General features: G+C 70.9%; 13 protein-coding genes. 5 read left to right on the forward strand and 8 right to left on the reverse strand.

From position 1 onward, the window contains the following. Nucleotide 1: 1 nt before the first annotated feature. The 3 genes from ACZ4TO_RS24120 to ACZ4TO_RS24130 all read right to left on the reverse strand — a co-directional run bounded on the left by ACZ4TO_RS24120 (nt 2) and on the right by ACZ4TO_RS24130 (nt 3,847). On the reverse strand, nt 2-247 hold the full coding sequence (locus tag ACZ4TO_RS24120; RefSeq protein ID WP_355765090.1) for a DUF6458 family protein: 246 nt from the start codon (nt 245-247) through the stop codon (nt 2-4). Nucleotides 248-396: 149 nt separating this feature from the next. After that, complete coding sequence (locus tag ACZ4TO_RS24125) at nt 397-1,692, reverse strand: M18 family aminopeptidase (protein WP_382783498.1); 1,296 nt, start codon at nt 1,690-1,692, stop codon at nt 397-399. A gap of 328 nt (nt 1,693-2,020) precedes the next feature. Beyond that, the gene (locus ACZ4TO_RS24130; protein ID WP_382783501.1) at nt 2,021-3,847 is read right to left on the reverse strand and encodes an acyl-CoA dehydrogenase; all 1,827 of its coding nucleotides are present in this window, start codon (nt 3,845-3,847) and stop codon (nt 2,021-2,023) included. A 142-nt stretch (nt 3,848-3,989) separates the two neighbouring features. On the opposite strand from ACZ4TO_RS24130, the gene ACZ4TO_RS24135 reads away from it, so the two are divergent. From ACZ4TO_RS24135 to ACZ4TO_RS24145, 3 genes are all read left to right on the forward strand, one after another. Beyond that, nucleotides 3,990-4,481 carry an SseB family protein gene (locus ACZ4TO_RS24135; protein WP_326786670.1) on the forward strand — a complete coding sequence of 164 codons (492 nt, stop codon included), beginning with the start codon at nt 3,990-3,992 and terminating at the stop codon, nt 4,479-4,481. Nucleotides 4,482-4,636: 155 nt separating this feature from the next. Then, nucleotides 4,637-5,614 carry a pirin family protein gene (locus ACZ4TO_RS24140; protein ID WP_468025173.1) on the forward strand — a complete coding sequence of 326 codons (978 nt, stop codon included), beginning with the start codon at nt 4,637-4,639 and terminating at the stop codon, nt 5,612-5,614. Between the two features lie 286 nt (nt 5,615-5,900). Beyond that, nucleotides 5,901-7,019, forward strand: coding sequence for an AI-2E family transporter (locus ACZ4TO_RS24145; RefSeq protein ID WP_385042749.1), 1,119 nt, complete (start codon nt 5,901-5,903; stop codon nt 7,017-7,019). Here ACZ4TO_RS24145 and ACZ4TO_RS24150 read toward each other — a convergent pair. Further along, the gene (locus tag ACZ4TO_RS24150; protein WP_468025174.1) at nt 6,917-9,364 is read right to left on the reverse strand and encodes a SpoIIE family protein phosphatase; all 2,448 of its coding nucleotides are present in this window, start codon (nt 9,362-9,364) and stop codon (nt 6,917-6,919) included. The genes ACZ4TO_RS24145 and ACZ4TO_RS24150 overlap by 103 nt on opposite strands. A 154-nt stretch (nt 9,365-9,518) precedes the next feature. Between ACZ4TO_RS24150 and aspS the strand changes: the two genes are divergently transcribed. After that, entirely contained in the window at nt 9,519-11,282 is a 1,764-nt protein-coding gene (gene aspS, locus ACZ4TO_RS24155; protein WP_382783513.1) for an aspartate--tRNA ligase, read from the forward strand. A gap of 139 nt (nt 11,283-11,421) precedes the next feature. Further along, the gene (locus ACZ4TO_RS24160) at nt 11,422-12,354 is read left to right on the forward strand and encodes an intradiol ring-cleavage dioxygenase (RefSeq protein WP_468025175.1); all 933 of its coding nucleotides are present in this window, start codon (nt 11,422-11,424) and stop codon (nt 12,352-12,354) included. A gap of 115 nt (nt 12,355-12,469) precedes the next feature. On the opposite strand, the gene ACZ4TO_RS24165 is transcribed toward ACZ4TO_RS24160, so the two are convergent. The 4 genes from ACZ4TO_RS24165 to ACZ4TO_RS24180 all read right to left on the reverse strand — a co-directional run bounded on the left by ACZ4TO_RS24165 (nt 12,470) and on the right by ACZ4TO_RS24180 (nt 19,975). Further along, entirely contained in the window at nt 12,470-12,946 is a 477-nt protein-coding gene (locus tag ACZ4TO_RS24165; protein WP_382783519.1) for a hypothetical protein, read from the reverse strand. 187 nt (nt 12,947-13,133) lie between these two features. After that, a complete protein-coding gene (locus ACZ4TO_RS24170; RefSeq protein ID WP_468025176.1) occupies nt 13,134-16,313 on the reverse strand; it encodes an FG-GAP-like repeat-containing protein in 3,180 nt (1,059 codons plus the stop codon). 195 nt (nt 16,314-16,508) lie between these two features. Then, on the reverse strand, nt 16,509-18,233 hold the full coding sequence (metG, locus tag ACZ4TO_RS24175; RefSeq protein ID WP_382783524.1) for a methionine--tRNA ligase: 1,725 nt from the start codon (nt 18,231-18,233) through the stop codon (nt 16,509-16,511). Nucleotides 18,234-18,397: 164 nt separating this feature from the next. Beyond that, a complete protein-coding gene (locus ACZ4TO_RS24180) occupies nt 18,398-19,975 on the reverse strand; it encodes a VWA domain-containing protein (protein ID WP_468025177.1) in 1,578 nt (525 codons plus the stop codon). Nucleotides 19,976-19,979: the final 4 nt, after the last annotated feature.

Genomic DNA, 19,979 nt, shown 5'->3' on the forward strand with positions numbered 1-19,979 from the left:
ATCAGACGCCGTAGCCGTCCGTGTACCCGTCACGGCGGCGCCGGTCGTCGTCCACGACGGTCGCGGTCGGCGGTACGACGACGCGCCTGCGCCGCGCGATGCTGCTGAAGGTCGTCACGCCGATCAGTCCGACGATCATGAGGATCACGCCGACCAGATGAAGGTTGACCCCCTGCATGTGCCAGTCGGTCGCGAACGTGAGGATCGCCCCCGCGGCGATCAGGATGATGCATCCGCCCAGGCCCATGGGTGTCGTCTCCTTGAATAGCAACTCCGAGTAGTTCCGGACCCGTTCCGGGTACCCGGGACCTCGCGGTACATGCGGAGGCGATCCCTCACACGAAACGGCACGCCGTCGCTCGCGACGGCGTGCCGTTGTCCTGACAGCCCGGAGAACTACCCCTCCAGGAACGCCACCAGCGCGTTCGTCAGCAGGAACGGGTCGTCCGCGGCGCAGAGTTCGCGGGCGCTGTGCATGGACAGGATCGCCACGCCGATGTCGACCGTCCGGATGCCGTGCCGTGCCGCCGTGATGGGGCCGATGGTGGTGCCGCAGGGCATGGCGTTGTTGGAGACGAAGGACTGGAACGGCACGCCGGCCTTCTCGCAGGCGGCGGCGAACACGGAGCGGCCCGAACCGTCGGTGGCGTAGCGGTTGTTGACGTTGACCTTGAGGATGGGGCCGCCGCCGGCGCGCGGGTGGTGCGTCGGGTCGTGCCGCTCGGCGTAGTTGGGGTGCACCGCGTGGCCGGTGTCGCAGGACAGGCAGACGGTGCCGGCGAAGGCGCGCGCCCGGTCCTCGTAGGAACCGCCGCGGGCGAAGACAGAACGTTCCAGCACTCCGCCGAGCAGCGGTCCGTCGGCGCCCGTGTCGCTCTGCGAGCCGTTCTCCTCGTGGTCGAAGGCGGCGAGGACCGGGATGTAGGGCAGGGCGGAGCCGGCCGTCGCGACCGCGGCCAGCGCGGCCGTGGCCGCGTGCACGGACAGCAGGTTGTCCATGCGGGGCCCGGCGAGCAGTTCCTTGTCGCGGCCCAGGTAGGCGGGGGGCTCGACGGAGTGGGTCATGAGGTCCCAGCCGGTGACCTGGCCCGCGGGCAGCCCCGACTCCTCCTCCAGGAAGGAGATCAGGTCGCCCTCGCGGGCGTCGCCGAGTCCCCAGACGGGCTGGAGGTGGCGCTGCTTGTCGAGCTTGAGTCCCTCGCTGCTGACGGAGCGGTCGAGGTGGATGGCGAGCTGCGGTACGCGCAGCAGGGGCCGGTCCACGTTGACCAGGCGGGTCGAGCCGTCCCGCAGCGACAGGCGTCCGGCCAGGCCGAGGTCCCGGTCGAGCCAGGAGTTCAGCAGGGGCCCGCCGTAGATCTCCACGGCGACCTGCCGCCAGCCGTGCGCCCCGGTGTCGGGCAGCGGCTTGACCCGCAGGTTCGGGGAGTCGGTGTGCGCGCCGATGATCCGGAACGGGGTGTGCGGCTCGGCGCCCTCCGGCACGTACCAGGCGATGATCGCCCCTCCGCGCAGCACGTACTTCCCGCCGGCGGTCCCCTCCCACGCGTCGGTCTCGGCGACCTGACGGAACCCGGCCTTCTCCAGCCGCTCGGCGGCGGTGGCCACGGCGTGGTACGGCGTCGGGCTCGCCGCGAGGAAGGACATGAGGTCGTCGGTGTGGCTGCGGTCGAACCGGGTGGGTGCACTCATGGGTTCACCTTAACGACGCACGAAGGCCCGCTCCCGGGGTTGGGAACGGGCCTTCGTAAGGGGGATGTGAAGGGTGGACACCTTGGGACACCTGAACGGCCGGACAGGCGCCGGGCGGGTGCCCGTCCGTCCGTACAGGGGCCGCCGGGGCCTAGGTCGTGTCCGCAAAGTCGCGCCTGCCCGGCGACGCCTGGCACGTACTCTCGCCGCACCGGGCGAAGACCCAAGTACGTCCAGTACGAGGGTCTGCGCCCGGCACGCCGAGAGCACGCACCAGACGCCGCCGGGCCCGCCCTTCGGGCGGACGACGCGACTTTGCGGACACGCCCTAGAAGGCGGCTTCGTCCAGCTCCATCAGGTCCAGGTCGACGCCCTCGGCGAGCTTGCGCGCTCCGGTGACGCCCGGCAGCACGTTGGCGGCGAAGAACTTCGCGGCCGCGATCTTGCCGGTGTAGAAGGGCTTGTCCTTCGCGGAGGCGGTCTCCAGCTTCTCCGCGGCGACGGCGGCACCGCGCAGCAGCAGGTAGCCGACGACCACGTCACCGGAGGCCATCAGGAGGCGGGTGGTGTTGAGGCCCACCTTGTAGATGTTCTTGACGTCCTGCTCGGTGGCGGCGAGGTCGGTCAGCATCAGGCCGACGATGGCCTCCAGCTCGACGGCGGCCTTGGCGAGCTGCTCGCGGGCGGCGGACAGCTCCTCGCCGCCGGTGCCGAGGGCCAGGAACTTCTTGATGTCCTCGGCGAGGGAGTTCAGCGCGGCGCCCTGGTTGCGGACGATCTTCCGGAAGAAGTAGTCCTGGCCCTGGATCGCGGTGGTGCCCTCGTACAGCGTGTCGATCTTGGCGTCGCGGATGTACTGCTCGATCGGGTACTCCTGCAGGAAGCCGGAGCCGCCGAAGATCTGGAGCGACTGGGCGAGCAGCTCGTAGCCCTTCTCGGAGCCGTAGCCCTTCACGATCGGCAGGAGGAGGTCGTTCAGGGCCTCGGCGGCGGCGGTGTCCTCGCCGGCCGCCTCCAGGACCTGGATCTCGTCCTGGATCGCGGCGGTGTGCAGGACCAGGGCGCGCATGCCCTCGGCGTACGCCTTCTGCGTCATGAGCGAGCGGCGCACGTCCGGGTGGTGCGTGATGGTGACCTTGGGCGCGGCCTTGTCCATGAAGTTGGCCAGGTCGGTGCCCTGGACGCGCTCCTTGGCGTACTCCAGCGCGTTCAGGTAGCCGGTCGACAGCGTGGAGATGGCCTTCGTGCCGACCATCATGCGGGCGAACTCGATGATGCGGAACATCTGGCGGATGCCGTCGTGCTTGTCGCCGATCAGCCAGCCCTTGGCGGGGTGGCGGTCGCCGAAGGTCATCTCGCAGGTGTTGGAGGCCTTGAGGCCCATCTTGTGCTCGACGTTCGTCGCGTACACGCCGTTGCGCTCGCCCAGCTCGCCGGTCTCGAAGTCGAACTCGTACTTCGGGACGAGGAAGAGGGACAGGCCCTTGGTGCCGGGGCCGTGGCCCTCGGGGCGGGCGAGGACGTAGTGGAGGATGTTCTCCTCCATGTCGTGCTCACCGGAGGTGATGAAGCGCTTCACGCCCTCGATGTGCCAGGAGCCGTCCGCCTGCTGGGTCGCCTTGGTGCGGCCCGCGCCCACGTCGGAGCCGGCGTCGGGCTCGGTGAGGACCATGGTGGAGCCCCAGCGCTTCTCGACGGCCATCGTCGCGATGTGCTTCTGGACGTCGTTGCCCTCCTCGAAGAGGATGCCCGCGAACGCGGGGCCGCTGGAGTACATCCACACGGCCGGGTTCGCGCCGAGGATCAGCTCCGCGTAGGCCCAGATCAGGGAGCGGGGCGCGGTGGAGCCGCCGATCTCCTCGGGCACGCCGAGACGCCAGTACTCGGAGTCCATGAACGCCTTGTACGACTTCTTGAAGGAAGCCGGGACCGGCGCGGTGTTGGTCTCCGGGTCGAAAACCGGGGGGTTGCGGTCGGCGTCCGCGAAGGACTCGGCCAGCTCGTTCTCCGAGAGGCGGGTCAGCTCCGCGAGGATGCTCTTGGCGGTGTCCGTGTCCATCTCCGCGAACGGGCCGGTGCCGTACAGCTTGTCGCGCCCGAGCACCTCGAAGAGGTTGAACTCGATGTCGCGGAGATTCGACTTGTAGTGCCCCATGGCGACGGCTCCGTAAGAGATCGGCGAGGCACTGACTCCTCGCAACTGTGTCACGTACCAGCAAGTAGCTACGATGATGCTACCCGCCAGTAATAAGAAGCAACCCCGAGTGGGCCATATGTGGCCCACTACTCTTTGACGCATGTACGGCTACGAGCAGAACGCAGGCGCCCAGCAGGGGTACGTCCCGCCGCAGCAGCAGATGCCCGGCCAGATGCCGGACGGGCAGATGGCGGGCGGATACGGCCAGCAGCCGCCCCTGTACCCCGAGCCGTCCCCGCCGTCCCTGCCGGACGCGGTCCGCGCCTTCACCACGGGCGCCATGGCCGCCGAGGACTTCCAGCAGGTCTTCGCCACCTCGAAGGTCTACTGCCCGCGCGGCGACAACCCCGGATTCCTCGCGCTGCACAACACCCAGCAGCCCGTCATCCCGATGTTCAGCTCGCTCAAGGAGCTGCGCCGGTACGCGGGCAAGGAGTCCAAGTACTTCGTGATCACCGGTGCCGAGGTGATCGACCTGCTGCCCACGGGCTACGGCTTCGTGATCGACATGGAGGGCAAGCACCGGATGGTCTTCGACGCGAAGGCCGTGGAGCAGATGGTGGACTTCGCCATGCGCCGTATGTACGGCTGACGGGCCCCTTCGGGTGCCGCCGGCCCCCGGTGTCCGCTCGGCCGGATGCCTCTCGAACCTGTGACGCCCGGAGGGAATGCCCTCCGGGCGCGCTTCGTTATGGGTGGCAGAAAGTTCAACTCTCAACTAAACTCGAAGCACAAGGAGGTACCGACATGCCCGCAGTGACTGTCGAGAACCCGCTGGCCCTGCCCCGTGTGGCCGCGCCGGCCGACGCCGTGGACCGTCCCGTGCTCACGGTGACGACCGCGCCCCAGGGCTTCGAGGGTGAGGGTTTCCCGGTCCGCCGTGCGTTCGCCGGGATCAACTACCGGCACCTGGACCCGTTCATCATGATGGACCAGATGGGTGAGGTGGAGTACGCGCCGGGCGAGCCCAAGGGCACCCCCTGGCACCCGCACCGCGGCTTCGAGACCGTGACCTACATCATCGACGGCATCTTCGACCACCAGGACTCCAACGGTGGCGGCGGCACGATCACCAACGGTGACACCCAGTGGATGACGGCCGGGTCCGGCCTGCTCCACATCGAGGCGCCGCCGGAGCACCTGGTGATGTCGGGCGGCCTCTTCCACGGGCTCCAGCTCTGGGTGAACCTGCCGGCCAAGGACAAGATGATGGCCCCGAGGTACCAGGACATCCGGGGCGGCACCGTGCAGCTCCTGAGCACGCCGGACGGCGGCGCGCTCCTGCGGGTCATCGCCGGCGAGCTCGACGGCCACCAGGGTCCGGGCATCACGCACACCCCGATCACCATGGTCCACGCCACGCTGCGGCCGGGTGCCGAGATCACCCTGCCCTGGCGCGAGGACTTCAATGGCCTCGCCTACGTGCTGGCCGGACGCGGCAGCGTGGGCGCCGACCGCCGGCTGGTCCACACCGGCCAGACCGCCGTCTTCGGCGCGGGCTCCTCGCTGACCGTCCGGGCGGACGAGAAGCAGGACTCCAACACGCCCGACCTGGAGGTCGTGCTGCTCGGTGGCCGGCCGATCCGTGAGCCGATGGCCCACTACGGCCCGTTCGTGATGAACACCCGCGACGAGCTCCAGCAGGCCTTCGAGGACTTCCAGAAGGGCCGCCTGGGGACGATCCCGGCGGTGCACGGGATGTCGGAGGGCGGGCCGCGGTCCTAGGACCCGCAGGCACGCCGAAGGAAGCCCCGTCCGCCGCTGCGGACGGGGCTTTTCCATGCACCGCTGCGGGCAGGGCCTTTCCGTGCGCAGGGCGCCGGACGTCGTGGGCCGGGCACAGGACGCCGGGCACAGGACGCCGGGCGCCGGACGTCGTGCGCCGGACGTCGCACGGGACGCCGGGGCGGGTGCCCGGGGCGGGCGGCAGGGCGGGGCTTCGTTTCGGGGCTCCTCCCCCGTTCGGACTTCACCGGGCGCCGGTCCGGCTGACGCATGGTCAGCTGGCAGGGTGCAGCTACTCCCCGAGGGCGCCCGGCGGTTGGCGGCCTGGTGTGTCGTGATCCTGCTGGCCGCCGGGGTGGGCTGGGTGGGGATCCTGCTGTGCGGGGAGTTCCGCACGGCGGTGGTGCCGGTGCTGCTCGCACTGCTCGGGACCGCCCTGCTCGGGCCCCTGTACCGGCGGATGGTCAGGGCACGGCTCAACCGTTCCCTCGCCGCCGCCCTGACCTGCGCCGCGGTGGCCGTCGTGGTCGGCGGTGCCGTCTACGTCGTCGTCGCCGCCCTCATCCACACCGGCGCCCAGATCGTGTCCTCGCTCCGGCAGGCGTCCCGCTCGGTCGCCGAGCACTTCGGGGCGGCGGGCACCTCGCTCGACGACATCGCCGCCAACTCCAAGGACCTGCTCTCCAAGTTCGGCGGTACGGCCGCGTCCAACGTCGTCAGCGGCGTCAGCGTCGTGGCCGAGACCCTAGCCATGGCCTTCCTCGCCCTGCTGCTCGTGTTCTTCTTTCTGCGCGACTCGCACCGGGTGGCCGGCTCGCTCAGATCGCTCGCGCCCCGGGGCACCGCCGACGTCGTCGAGGCCATGGCACGGCGGGCCTACGGGGCCGTCGAGGGCTTCATGCGCGGAACCACGATCATCGCGCTCATCGACGCCCTCTGCATCACCGTCGGACTCCTGGTGCTGCGGGTCCCGGGCGCGGTCGGGCTCGGCGCGCTGGTCTTCGTGGGGGCGTACATCCCGTATCTCGGGGCGTTCATCTCCGGCACGGTGGCCGTCCTGGTCGCGCTCGCCGACCGGGGGTTCGTCATCGCCCTGTGGACGCTCGGGGTCGTGCTCGCCATCCAGATGCTGGAGGGGTACGGCCTCCAGCCGATGATCCAGAGCCGGCAGGTGCAGATGCACCCGGCGGTGGTGCTGCTGGCGATCACGGCGGGCGCGTCCGTGGCGGGCGTCCTCGGAATGCTGCTCGCCGTCCCCCTGACGGCGGCGGCCTTCGGCGTCGTGCATGAACTCCGCGTGCGCTACGCGCCGGAGGAACCGGACGGGCCGCCCGGGCCGGAGGGACCGGGCACACCCGGATTCCCCGGAGTGCCGGGAGCACCGGGACCGTCGGCGGATTCGTAGCCGCCGACGGGCTCGTGGATCCCGGCGGACGTCCGGCCGCCGGCGGGCCCGTCGCCCCCGGAGGAGCCGCCGGTTTCCGCCGGGCTCGCGTCCGTGGGGCCGGTGACCTCCGCCGCGTCGGCGAACGCGTCCCACGCGTCGAGCACCGCGGAGTCGTCCGGGGCCCCTGTCCCGCCCGTCTCGCCGGAGCCCGCGTCCGGCTCCTCGGCGAACTCGAACCAGATGCTCTTGCCCTGGCCCCGCGGGTCCACCCCCCACGCGTCCGCGAGCATCTCGACGAGCACCAGTCCGCGTCCGGACGACGCCAGCTCCCCGGGATGACGCCGGTGCGGCAGGTCGTCGCTGCCGTCGGTGACCTCGATGCGCATACGCCGCTTGCCGGGTTCGCCCGCCACCTCGGCGACGAGCAGCGCGTCCGCGTCGGTGTGCACGAGGACGTTGGTGACCATCTCGGAGACGAGCAGGACCGCGGAGTCGAGCTGGTCGGCGGAGGCCCAGTCGTGCAGCAGCTCCCGGAGCTGCTGCCGGGCGTCCGCGATCCGCTCGGGTTCGGCCTGCGCCACGGTCAGCATCGTGCGGCGCAGCAGGGGCCGTACGGGCGCCGTATCGTCGTCGGCCCCCGCGAGCGGCAGCCGGGACAGCAGCAGCACCGCGATGTCGTCCTCGCGCCGGTCGGCCAGCGGGCCGGTGGTGTGGTGGGAGGAGGGCCCGTGCACGGCCTGGACGAGCGCGTCGGCGAGGGTCTCCATGTCGCCGTCGTGGGATTCGAGGGTCCGGCGGATTCGGCGCCAGCCGGTGTCGAGGTCGTGGCCGCCGGTCTCGATGAGCCCGTCGGTGCAGATCAGCATGGTCTCGCCCGGCTCCAGGACGAGCCGGGTGGTCGGGTAGTCGGCGTCCGGGTCGATGCCGAGCGGCAGCCCGCCCGCCGTGGGCCGCATCAGCACGGTTCCGTCCGCCATCCGTATCGCGGGGTCGGGATGCCCGGCCCGCGCGATGTCCAGCGTCCCGGTCGCCGGGTCGACCTCGACGTACAGACAGGTCGCGAAGCGCACGTCGGCGGGGTCCGCCGGTTCCTCGCCCGCGTCGGCGCCGCCGCTCGACCCGTAGGTCACCGAGTCGGTGACCCCGTAGAGGAAACGCGCGGCCCGTGACAGCACGGCGTCGGGGCGGTGCCCCTCGGAGGCGTAGGCGCGCAGGGCTATCCGGAGCTGGCCCATCAGGCCCGCCGCGCGGACGTCGTGGCCCTGCACGTCGCCGATGACCAGGGCATAGCGGCCGGCCGGCAGCGGGATCACGTCGTACCAGTCGCCGCCGACCTGGAGGCCCCCGCCGGTCGGGACATAGCGTGCGGCGACGCTCATGCCCGGCATCCGCGGGCCGAGCGTCGGCATCATCGAGCGCTGGAGGCCGTCGGTCAGCTCCCGCGCGGTCTCGGCGGCCTCGGCGCGGGAGAGCGCCTGCGCGAGCATGCGGGCGACGGTCGTCAGGACCGAGCGTTCGTCGGGCGTGAAGGTGACGGGGTAGGTGAAGGCCGCCATCCACGCGCCCATGGTGCTCCCGGCGACCGTGAGCGGCAGGAACGCCCACGACTGCCGTCCGAAGCGCTGGACGAGGGGCCAGGAGGCCGGGTAGCGGGCCTTGTAGTCGTCGGGGGTGGAGAGGTAGACGGCGCGGCCCGTGCGGACGACCTCGGCGGCCGGGTAGTCGGTGTCCAGCGACATGTGGGAGAAGGGTCCCTCGTCGCCCGGCTGGTGCCCGTGGTGGCCGATGATCGTCAGCCGGTCGCCCTCCGCGCCGAAGACGGCGAGACCGTCCGGTGAGAATCCGGGCATGGAGAGGCCCGCCGCCACCCGCAGCACCTCCGCGGTGGACCGGGCCTCGGCCAGGGCCCGTCCCGCGTCCAGCAGGAACGCCTCGCGGGAGCGGCGCCAGTCCCCGGTGACCGGGGTGCGCGCGGCGGCGCCCGGAGGCTGCTCGCTGACCTCCTGGAGGGTGCCGATCAGCTCGAACTGGCCCGTCTCGGGGTCGATGAGCGGCCTGGAGCGGCTGCGGACGGTGCGGAGCACCCGGCCGTGCCCGTCCATGATCCGCATCCGGGCCTCGGCGAGCGTGCCCTCGGCCACCGCGAGCTGCACCACCCCGTCCATCTCGTTCCAGTCGACGGGGTGGACATGGGAGCGCGCGCCCGCCTCGGTCAGGGTCGTCAGTTCCGCCGGCAGGCCGATCAGCCGTGCGGCCTCCGCGTCGAAGGTGACGAGTCCCGAGGCGTTGTCCCAGCGCCACACGCCGGTGGCGAGAGTGGCCAGGACGTCCCCCACCGCGGGCAGGGGCTCACCAGTGCGCATGCGCCCACTGTAGGAACAGGTGATCGGTGCCTGCCACCGATGCCCGGCGCGGCGCCGAGCGCCTAATGAGGGGGAGCCGAGGTGGGCTGCCCGGTACCCTGGGGGTGTTTCACGTGAAACAGCCCCCCAATCCGCGAAGACTGGATGAACCTCGATGCATCGGTACAGGTCCCACACCTGCGGCGAGCTCCGCGCCTCTGACGTCGGCAGTGACGTCCGGCTGAGCGGCTGGCTGCACAATCGCCGAGACCTGGGCGGCATCCTCTTCATCGATCTGCGCGACCACTACGGCATCACGCAGCTCGTCGCCCGCCCCGGCACCCCCGCCTACGAGGCCCTCGACAAGGTCTCCAAGGAATCGACCGTCCGTGTCGACGGCAAGGTCGTCTCGCGCGGCACCGAGAACGTGAACCCGGACCTGCCCACCGGTGAGGTCGAGGTCGAGGTGGGCGAGGTCGAGCTGCTCGGCGCCGCCCAGCCGCTTCCCTTCACGATCAACGCCGAGGACGGTGTCAACGAGGAGCGCCGCCTGGAGTACCGCTTCCTCGACCTGCGCCGCGAGCGCATGCACCGCAACATCCTGCTGCGTACGGCCGTGATCTCCGCGATCCGTCACAAGATGACGGCGCTGGGCTTCAACGAGATGGCCACCCCGATCCTCAGCGCCACCTCTCCCGAGGGCGCGCGCGACTTCGTGGTCCCCTCCCGGCTGAACCCCGGCAAGTTCTACGCGCTTCCGCAGGCGCCGCAGCAGTTCAAGCAGCTCCTGATGATCTCCGGCTTCGACCGGTACTTCCAGATCGCGCCCTGCTTCCGCGACGAGGACGCCCGCGCGGACCGTTCGCCGGGCGAGTTCTACCAGCTCGACGTCGAGATGTCCTTCGTCGAGCAGGAGGACGTCTTCCAGCCGATCGAGAAGCTCATGACGGAGCTGTTCGAGGAGTTCGGCGGTGGCCGTCACGTCACGTCGCCCTTCCCGCGCATCCCGTTCCGCGAGTCGATGCTGAAGTACGGCTCCGACAAGCCGGACCTGCGCGCCCAGCTCGAGCTCGTCGACATCACCGACATCTTCGAGGGCTCCGAGTTCAAGGCCTTCGCGGGCAAGCACGTGCGCGCGCTGCCGGTGCCGGACGTGGCCGGCCAGACGCGGAAGTTCTTCGACGGCCTCGGCGACTACGCGGTCGAGCAGGGCGCGAAGGGCCTGGCCTGGGTGCGCGTGGGCGAGGACGGCTCGCTGACCGGCCCGATCGCCAAGTTCCTCACCGAGGAGAACGTCGCCGAGCTGACCAAGCGCCTCTCGCTGGCCGCCGGTCACGCGGTGTTCTTCGGCGCGGGCGAGTTCGACGAGGTCTCGAAGATCATGGGCGCGGTGCGGGTCGAGGCCGCGAAGCGCTCGGGCAACTTCGAGGAGAACGTCTTCCGCTTCTGCTGGATCGTCGACTTCCCGATGTACGAGAAGGACGAGGACACCGGCAAGATCGACTTCTCGCACAACCCGTTCTCGATGCCCCAGGGCGGTCTGGAGGCCCTGGAGACCCAGGACCCGCTGGACATCCTGGGCTGGCAGTACGACATCGTCTGCAACGGCGTCGAGCTGTCCTCCGGCGCGATCCGCAACCACGAGCCCGAGATCATGCTCAAGGCCTTCGAGATCGCGGGCTACGACCGCGAGACCGTCGAGGAGCAGTTCGCCGGCATGCTGCGCGCGTTCCGCTTCGGCGCCCCGCCGCACGGCGGGATCGCCCCCGGCGTCGACCGCATCGTCATGCTGCTCGCGGACGAGCCGAACATCCGCGAGACGATCGCGTTCCCGCTCAACGGCAACGCGCAGGACCTGATGATGGGCGCGCCCACGGAGCTGGACGAGACGCGGCTGCGCGAGCTGCACATCTCGGTCCGCAAGCCGCAGCCGAAGTAGGCAGGCTCCGCGTCCCCCGAGGGTGACGCGCACGGAAGTGGCCCGGAACCAGCGATGGTTCCGGGCCATTCTCGTGTGACGGGTGAAAACACAGCCCGCACTCATGCTGCTGACAGGTCGGCTCCCTACCGTCCCGCGCATGACTGAGACCCAGGAACCAACGCACGAAGGGAACATGACCCGGCGCAGGGTCGTCGTCGCGGGCGGAATGGCCGTGGCGGCCGTGGGCGTGGGCGGCGCGGCCGCCGTGAACGCGTTGGCGGCGACACCGGACACGGCGACGGCCGGGTCCCGTGCGGAGACCTGCTACACGCTGACCTCGGAGTCGGTCGAGGGCCCCTACTACATCGACGCGGACAAGATCCGCCAGGACATCACCGAGGACCAGGCGGGCGTCCCCCTGACCCTCGTGCTGAAGGTGATCGACGCCGAGACCTGCGAGCCGGTCAGGAACGCGGCGGTGGACATCTGGCACTGCTCGGCGCTCGGTGTGTACTCCGGATACGAGGCGATGGGCAGCGGGGGCGGCGGTGGAGGAGGTGGCGGCGGGCCGACCGGCACCCCGACCGGCACTCCGACCGGCGAACCCCCGTCCGGTCCCCCGCCCGGAGGCGGCGGCGGGCATGCCGAGCCGACCGACGACGAGCGGTATCTGCGCGGCACCTGGAAGACCGACCGGCACGGCCGCGTCACCTTCAGGACCGTCTTCCCCGGCTGGTACCAGGGCCGTTGCGTCCACATCCATGTGAAGGTCCATGTGGACGGCACCTGGACCGACGCGGGCTACGAGGGCGGCCACACCTGCCACACGGGCCAGCTCTTCTTCTCGGAGAAGTCGGTCCTGGCGTCGGCCGAGGTCGCCCCGTACTCCACGAGCACGATCACGCGCACGACGCTGGACGAGGACACGATCTACCCGGGCAACGGTCACGAGGGCGGTCTGCTGTACCTCGCCTACGACAAGAGGCACTTCGCCCGCGGCGTCCACGGCCGCCTGACGATGGGCGTCGCCCCGGCCGAGACCCACGACACCACGGACACCGCGCCGAGCCCCTCGGCCACGTCCTCCTGACGCCTCGGCACCCGAGAAGCACCGGGGTACGACGTGTTCCGGGCCCTTCGCCCCCTGACAGGCGTAGGGCCCGGAACACGGGTGTGCGGCAGGGCAGTCCGTGCAGGGGGTGTGCTCAGGTGTCGTACGTGCCGTCCCACGGCTCGGCGAAGCCGAGGCCGTCCGGGTACAGCTCGGCCCAGCCCTCGCCCTCGTCCACGCCCGTCACCAGGCCGAACCGGACGCCGTCGACGGTGAGCTGGAACGGGCGTATCGCGATGTCCGTGTACGAGCGCCGGGGCAGACTGCGGAGCAGCTTCGCCAGGTGGACGCGGGCGCGGGAGAGCACCGAGAACTCGCCGTACGGCGCCCCGTGCTGTTCGGCCCAGGTGCCGGCGCACCAGATCTCCGAGTCGCGGTAATGACCCTCGGCGTCGAAGGTGTGGAGCACGGTGTAGAGACGTTTGTGCTCTTCCCAGCCGTCGTCGGGACGGAACCCTTCGGGGAAGGCGTACGTGATCGACGCCAGGAACTGACCGTCCGCGTACCGGCCGATGGTCTCGGTGCGGTGCTTCGGTTCGTAGGCGATCGGAATGACCTCGGGGACTGCCATGGCGGAAACCATACGGGTGGCGGGGCACCGTGTGGAGCCGGGGTCCATTACGGATCGGCGGCAGTGGACGGAGGGTGGCTTTCCCGGCTCTTTGCCGGGTCTTCACCGGGCTCTCACCTGGTCTTCGGCGACGAAAAGGGGGCACAGGACGGGTCGTCCAGTGCCCCCTTCTCCAAGGCGGGAAGCCTCAGGAGATCGACCGGTATCCGCTCCAGCCGGTGGCTATTTTCGTGCGGGAGCCGAACGACCCCTTGCCGTCCCCGTCGTTGCGGTACAGGTTGCCGCCGGTGTCCCGGGAGACCAGGTCGGCCCTGCCGTCGTCGGTGATGTCACCGACGCCGACGACGACGTTGTAGGAGGCGCCCCAGTCGCCGAACACCTTGACCCGGGCGGCGAAGGTTCCGTCCCCCTTGCCGTTGTAGCGGTAGAGGGTGTTGGACGAGTCCTGGGCGAGCAGGTCGCCGATGCCGTCGCCGTTGAGGTCACCGGCCCCGACGATCTTCTTGTAGCCCTTCCAGGCGTCGTAGAGCTTCACGCGGGCCGACAGGGTGCCCGTGCTCGTCCCCTTGTAGAGGTAGACGGTCCCGGTGGACGCGACGCGCGCGATCAGGTCGGGCCGGCCGTCGCCGCTCACGTCGCCGGGCGAGGTCAGGACGTCGTACTGCGTCCAGCCGCTGCTCGCGAGCGTGGTGTACGAGGTCTTCGGGGTGACCGCCGCGCCGCAGCGCGGCTTGTACAGGCGCAGGGCTCCGCTGCTGTACCGGACGAGGAGGTCGTTGCAGCGGTCGCCGCTGAGGTCGCCGAAGGGCACGGCCTTGATGCTGGTGGCCCAGCCGGAGCCGCTGATCTTCTCCCCGAACTTTCCGGTGCCCGTGCCCGACTGGAAGGTCAGGCCGCCGGACGAATTCAGGGTGAGGAGGTCGCCGCGGCCGTCCACGCCGTCCACGCTGCCGAAGTCGTGCCGCACCGGAGCGCCTCCCTGGAGGAAGCCCTCACCGGTCGCCACGGTGACCGCCGAGGTGGTGCCGGTGCCGGTGGCCTTCAGGGTCCAGGTGAACTGTCCGTTCGGGAAGCGGGCATTGTCGATCGTCGTGCCGGACCAGTCCGTGCCCACCCAGGCGGTCGACGCGCCTCCGGTGACCGTGCGGGTGGCCTTGCCCTTGGCGCCGCTCTGGACGGAGGTGAAGGTCACCGACCAGGAGGAGACCGGGCGGGACAGCAGCCAGAAGCCCTGGAAGGGCGTGCCGGAGCTGACGTAGCTCGTGGCCTCGGAGCTGAAGGCCGTCACGGCGGACGGGGCGACGCCGGTCGTGGCGACGTGCGTCTGCTCGAACAGGTCGAACCAGGCGACCATGCCCGTGTACTCGTCCACGGTCCAGCGGTAGCGCCGGTCGGTGGCCGTGCCCTTCTCAGGGAGGCCGGAGGCGATGACACGGGTAGCGCCGGTGGCCGCCTCGGTCAGGTCCAGTCGGCCGGCGGCGTGGTCGTGGCGGACGGTGAAGCCGTCGCCGAGGAGCACGTCGCCGCCGCTCACCGCGCGGGAGGTGGCGGCCTTGGTGTCGTACACGCCGGCCGAGCCCGTACCGCAGGTCCAGTAGACCCAGCGCCCCGCCGCCTGGAGCTCGCTCGGCACGCAGGACATGCCCGGAACGGTCACCGTCGCGAGGGTCTTGTCCTCGGTCAGGCTGTACGAGGTGAGCTTGCCCGCGGTGGAGGCGCTCCACAGGGTCGAGCCGCTGAGGGCGGCGGCGCGGACGGACCGCTTCAGCCTCTGGCCCTGGCCGAACTCGCCGACGTACTGCATCGCGGCCGAGCCGCCCGAGTTGTAGACGGCGTAGTCGTCGGACACGTCGACGATCGCGCCGCCCGCGGTGTGGAACTCCAGCGGGTTGTAGCCGATCGAGACCAGTTGGTCCGCGTTCTCCAGGCCGCTGCCGCCCTCGTCGCCGTCGTAGTACGTGTCGAGGTAGACGTCTCGGGGCCCGTCGCCGTAGTTGCCCCACAGGACCGAGCAGGTGACGCCGGCGTAGGGGCACTCGGGGCTGACGGAGCCGCTCTCCGTGGCGGCGGTCGCGGTCAGTTTGCCGCCGACCGTGCCGACGGAGCGCCACGAGGTGGTGTCGGAGGCACTGGAGGGCTTGTCTTCCGCCACACGGAGGTAGCCGCGGCTGAGCGCGAGGCCGGTCTTGGCGTTCTCGTAGGGAACGACCTTGTGCACCTTCTCCAGCCGCGGGGTGCCGTCGGAGGCGAGGGAGACGCGCTGGATCCACCAGTCGCCCGCGCCGGTGCCGCCGGTGACGAGCGCGTCTCCGTCGGGGGTGGCGAGCGGGGTGCCGTAGGACCAGGTGAGCAGGGTCTTCCTGCTGCCGCCGGCCAGCGGATCGGCCGTGACGGCCCCGCCGGAGGTGGCGAGGACCAGCCAGTCGCCGACGAGGACGGGGACGGGTGAGCCGGCGATGTCCTCGCCCGCCACCGGGACCGTCTCCGCGGCGGTGAGGTCGGCACGCGGCTTGAGGTGCAGTCCGGCGGTCTCGGTGTACCAGCCGACGCGGTCGTCGCTGAGCACCAGGTCCGGGGAGGCGTCCAGGCCGGTGAAGACCGGGGTGAGCCGTGCGGTCGCGAAGTCGAGGTAGGCGACGGTGTACGAGGTGGTCCCGGCCGCGTCCGCGGCGCTGTAGGTCAGCAGGAAGCCGTTCTCGTCGCCCGTCTGCGTGACGGTCTTGGACCACCAACTGTCGGCGGGGTAGCCGTCGACCACGCGGTCACGCTGCTCGCCGTCGACGAGGTCGACCAGGTGCAGGCGGTAGTGCTCGGGGTGGTCGGTGGTGATGAAGCTGTTGTGCTCGACCGCGACGACCGTCTCGCCGTAGGTGCCCACGTAGTCGGACGGGTCGAGGTCGACGGTCCGCAGGGCGCTGCCGTCCGGCTTCCACAGCGACACCGGGTCGCCGTAGGAGGCGTGCGGCAGGGCCACGGTGTCGGCGGCCTGCCCGTACATGCCCGAGGCGCAGCGGGCCTGGATGTCGTAGCAGGTGGTGGTGGTCGGCTTGTAGACGCCGGTGGGTCCCTGGACGGTGACGGTGGTGTCGTTCGCGTAGTCCGTCCACAGCAGGCCCGCGACTCCGGCCTGCCGGTGCAGGAACCCGGTCGTGCCGGCGGTGAGCAGCCGGTCGGAACGCGGGGTGTCGCTGCTCGGATCGTCGAGCAGGATCTCCGACGTCCCCGTACCGGCCGCAGGGGCGGCCTGCGCGCTGCCGGCGCCGTCCGGGGTGCTGGCGAACAGGGTGATGGTGCCGGCCGCCAGGGCGACCGCGAGCGTGGAGACGAGGGCGGACGTGCCGCCCCGTCTCGGGGCGTTTCTGCCCACGTGAAGTGTCCCTCCCCGCGAGGGCCCCCGCCCTCGCACAAGTGCGCGGATGCTAGCAGGAGGTGACGACCGGTCTGATGGTCAGGGTCTGGTAAAGCTGCTGGTGGACCGGCTCGCTTCCCGGCGGCTCGGGCGGGTCGTGGCATGCGAAGGGCCCGGGAACCGTGGTTCCCGGGCCCTGTCGCGCGGTGGCCGTTACTCCGGTGCGCCGCCGAAGCGCTCCTTGTACGACTCCAGGTCCTCGTCCGTGATCTTGGCGAAGAGGACCGGGGGGACGGTGAAGGGGGTGCCGGCGGGGAGGAAGGACAGGGCGCGGGCCTCGTCGGCGCTCACCCAGGTCGCCGTGTCGTCCGCGAGGGCGAAGGCCGAGCGCATCGCGCGGGCGGACGCCGGGATGAAGGGCTCCGAGACCACCGAGTACAGGTGGATCAGGTTCATCGCCGTACGCAGCGTCAGCGCGGCGCCCTCCGGGCTGGTCTTGATCTCCAGCCAGGGGGCCTTCTCCTCCAGGTAGGAGTTGCCCGCGGACCACAGGGCGCGCAGCGCGGCGGCCGCCTTGCGGAACTGGAGGGCCTCCATCTGGGACTCGTACTCGGCGAGCAGGCCCGCGATCTCGGTGCCCAGCTTCGCCTCGGCCTCGCCGGCCTCCGCACCCGCCGGGACCTCCTCGCCGAAGCGCTTCTTGGAGAAGGACAGGACGCGGTTGACGAAGTTGCCGAGGGTGTCGGCCAGGTCCTTGTTCACCGTGGCGGTGAAGTGCTCCCAGGTGAACGAGGAGTCGTCCGACTCGGGGGCGTTGGCGATGAGGAAGTACCGCCAGTAGTCGGCGGGCAGGATGTCCAGCGCCTGGTCCGTGAAGACACCGCGCTTCTGGGACGTGGAGAACTTCCCGCCGTAGTACGTCAGCCAGTTGAAGGCCTTGACGTAGTCGACCTTCTTCCACGGCTCGCGCACACCCAGCTCGGTGGCCGGGAACATCACGGTGTGGAAGGGCACGTTGTCCTTGGCCATGAACTGCGTGTAGCGGACCGGGTTCTCGCCGGAGTCCGCGTCGTACCACCACGACTTCCAGTCGCGGTTCTCCGTGTCCTGGTCGGACCACTCCTTCGTCGCGCCGATGTACTCGATCGGGGCGTCGAACCAGACGTAGAAGACCTTGCCCTCGGCCGCCAGCTCGGGCCACGTGTCGGCCGGGACCGGGACACCCCAGTCCAGGTCACGGGTGATCGCGCGGTCGTGCAGGCCCTCGGTCAGCCACTTGCGGGCGATGGAGGAGGCGAGCTGCGGCCACTCCGACTCGTGCCGGGCCACCCACTCCTCGACCTCGTGCTGGAGCTTGGACTGGAGGAGGAACAGGTGCTTCGTCTCGCGGACCTCCAGGTCCGTCGACCCGGAGATCGCCGAACGCGGGTCGATCAGGTCCGTGGGGTCGAGGACGCGCGTGCAGTTCTCGCACTGGTCGCCGCGGGCCTTGTCGTAACCGCAGTGCGGGCAGGTGCCCTCGACGTAGCGGTCCGGCAGGAAGCGGCCGTCGGCGGGCGAGTACACCTGCCGGATCGCGCGCTCCTCGATGAAGCCGTTCTCGTTCAGGCGGCGCGCGAAGTGCTGGGTGATCTCGCGGTTCTCCGGGCTGGAGCTGCGGCCGAAGTAGTCGAAGGCCAGCTCGAAGCCGTCGTACACGGCCTTCTGCGCGTCGTGCGCCTGCGCGCAGAACTCGTCGACCGGCAGGCCGCGCTCCTTGGCCGCCAGCTCGGCGGGGGTGCCGTGCTCGTCCGTCGCGCAGATGTACAGGACGTCGTGGCCGCGCTGGCGGAGGTACCGGGAGTACACGTCCGCCGGGAGCATGGACCCCACCATGTTGCCCAGGTGCTTGATCCCGTTGATGTACGGAAGGGCGCTGGTGATGAGGTGTCGAGCCATCGCGGGCTGCTCCCAGGTCGCTGCGTGGGGCGACGATCGCGTCCGGATTCCGGGGGGCGGGTCGTCGTCGGTGAACCTTGAAATCGTAGCCGACATGGGTGGGCCGCCCGCTTCCCGTTTTAAGGCGTGGGAAGGGGGCGGCCGGGGTGGTGCGCGGATGGGGGTTACGGGCGCCAGTTCTCCAGCACGCCGTCGTAGACCTCGACGTCGGTCAGCTCGCGCGGGGCCGGGCCCGCGTGGAAGAAGGCCGTGTTCCCGGTCTTCAGCTTGCGCAGGTAGTCGAAGGCCTTGTTGTCGTGCTCGCCGAAGGCGACGAACGAGAAGAAGACGCCCGGGTGGTTCTTCGCCGCGTCCGTGAGGGACTGGGTGGCGGGGGTCTTCGCGTCCGGGGCGCCGTCCGTCTGGAAGATCACCAGGGCGGGGGCGGCGGAGCCGGAGCGCTGGTGGTGGGTGACGACCTCCTCCACGGCGGCGTGGTAGCTCGTACGGCCCATGCGGCCGAGGCCGGCGTGCAGGTCGTCGATCTTGTTCTCGTGCTCGGCGAGGGTGAGGGTGCCGGTGCCGTCCAGCTCCGTGGAGAAGAAGACGACGTGGACGGTCGCCTCCGGGTCCAGGTGGGCGGCGAGGGCCAGGGCCTGCTCGCCGAGGGCCTGGGCGGAGCCGTCCTTGTAGTAGGCGCGCATGGACGACGAGCGGTCGAGGACCAGGTAGACCTTGGCGTGCTTGCCGGTGAGGTCGTGCTTCTGGAGGGCCGTGGCTGCCTCCTGGTATGCCGTGACCAGGGCCGGGGCCTCGGCCTTGACCCGGCCGAGCACGTCCGGCTCCGCCGCGGTCACCAGGTCCACCTCGGGCTCGGTGACCGGCTCCGCCGCCGGCTCGGGCGCGGCCACCGGCTCGGTCACCGGCTCCGCCTCGGCCTGGACCTCGGGCTCGGTGACCGGCTCCGCCTCGGGCTCGGCTGCGGCTTCCGCCTCGGCTTCGCCTTCGGCGGGGGTGTTCCCACCCGCACCACCCGTGCTGCTCTCGTCGTCGGCTGCGGGTGCCTCCTGTGGGGCCTCGCCGCCGTCGGCGACCGCGGGCTCGTCCGCCTGAACGGCCTCGGCGACCGGCTCGGCCTCCTGCTCCGCAGGGGCTTCCGCTTCGACGGCAGCCTCGGTCTCGGCGACCGGCTCCGCTTCCTGCTCTGCAGGGGCTTCCGCCTCGGGGGCAGCCTCGGTCTCGGCGACCGGCTCCGCCTCGGGCTCTTCGGCGGCTTCCGGCTCGGGCGCGACCTCAGCGACCGGGTCGGCCTTCGCTTCCGGGGCAGCCTCGGGCTCGGGCTCGGTCGCAGCGACCGGCTCGGCCTCCGCTTCCTGCTCCGCAGGGTTTTCCGCCTCGGGCGCGACCTCGGCGACCGGCTCGGCCTCCGTTTCCGGGGCGGGCTCGGGCTTCGGCTCGGGGGCCGGGGTTTCGTCGGTGGGGTCCGCCGGAGCGGTTTGCTTGGGGACCGTCACGTTGTCGAAGGCGGCCGACACGAGTTCGTCGACCACCGAGGGTTCGGGCTCGGAGGCGGGAGCCGGGATTCTCGGCTCGGCCTCCGGTGCTGAGCTGGAGGCCGGCTCGGCCTCGGGGGAATGTGTCGGCTCCCCGGCGGGAGCCGGGACCGTCGCGGTCGACGTGGCCTCTCGCGAGGTCTCCGCGTCAGCGTCACGACCCTTGCGTGAGCGGCCGAACGCATTCCGCAGGAGAGTGAGAATGCCCATGTGC

The sequence above is a fragment of the Streptomyces sp. NPDC028298 genome (assembly GCF_055565895.1).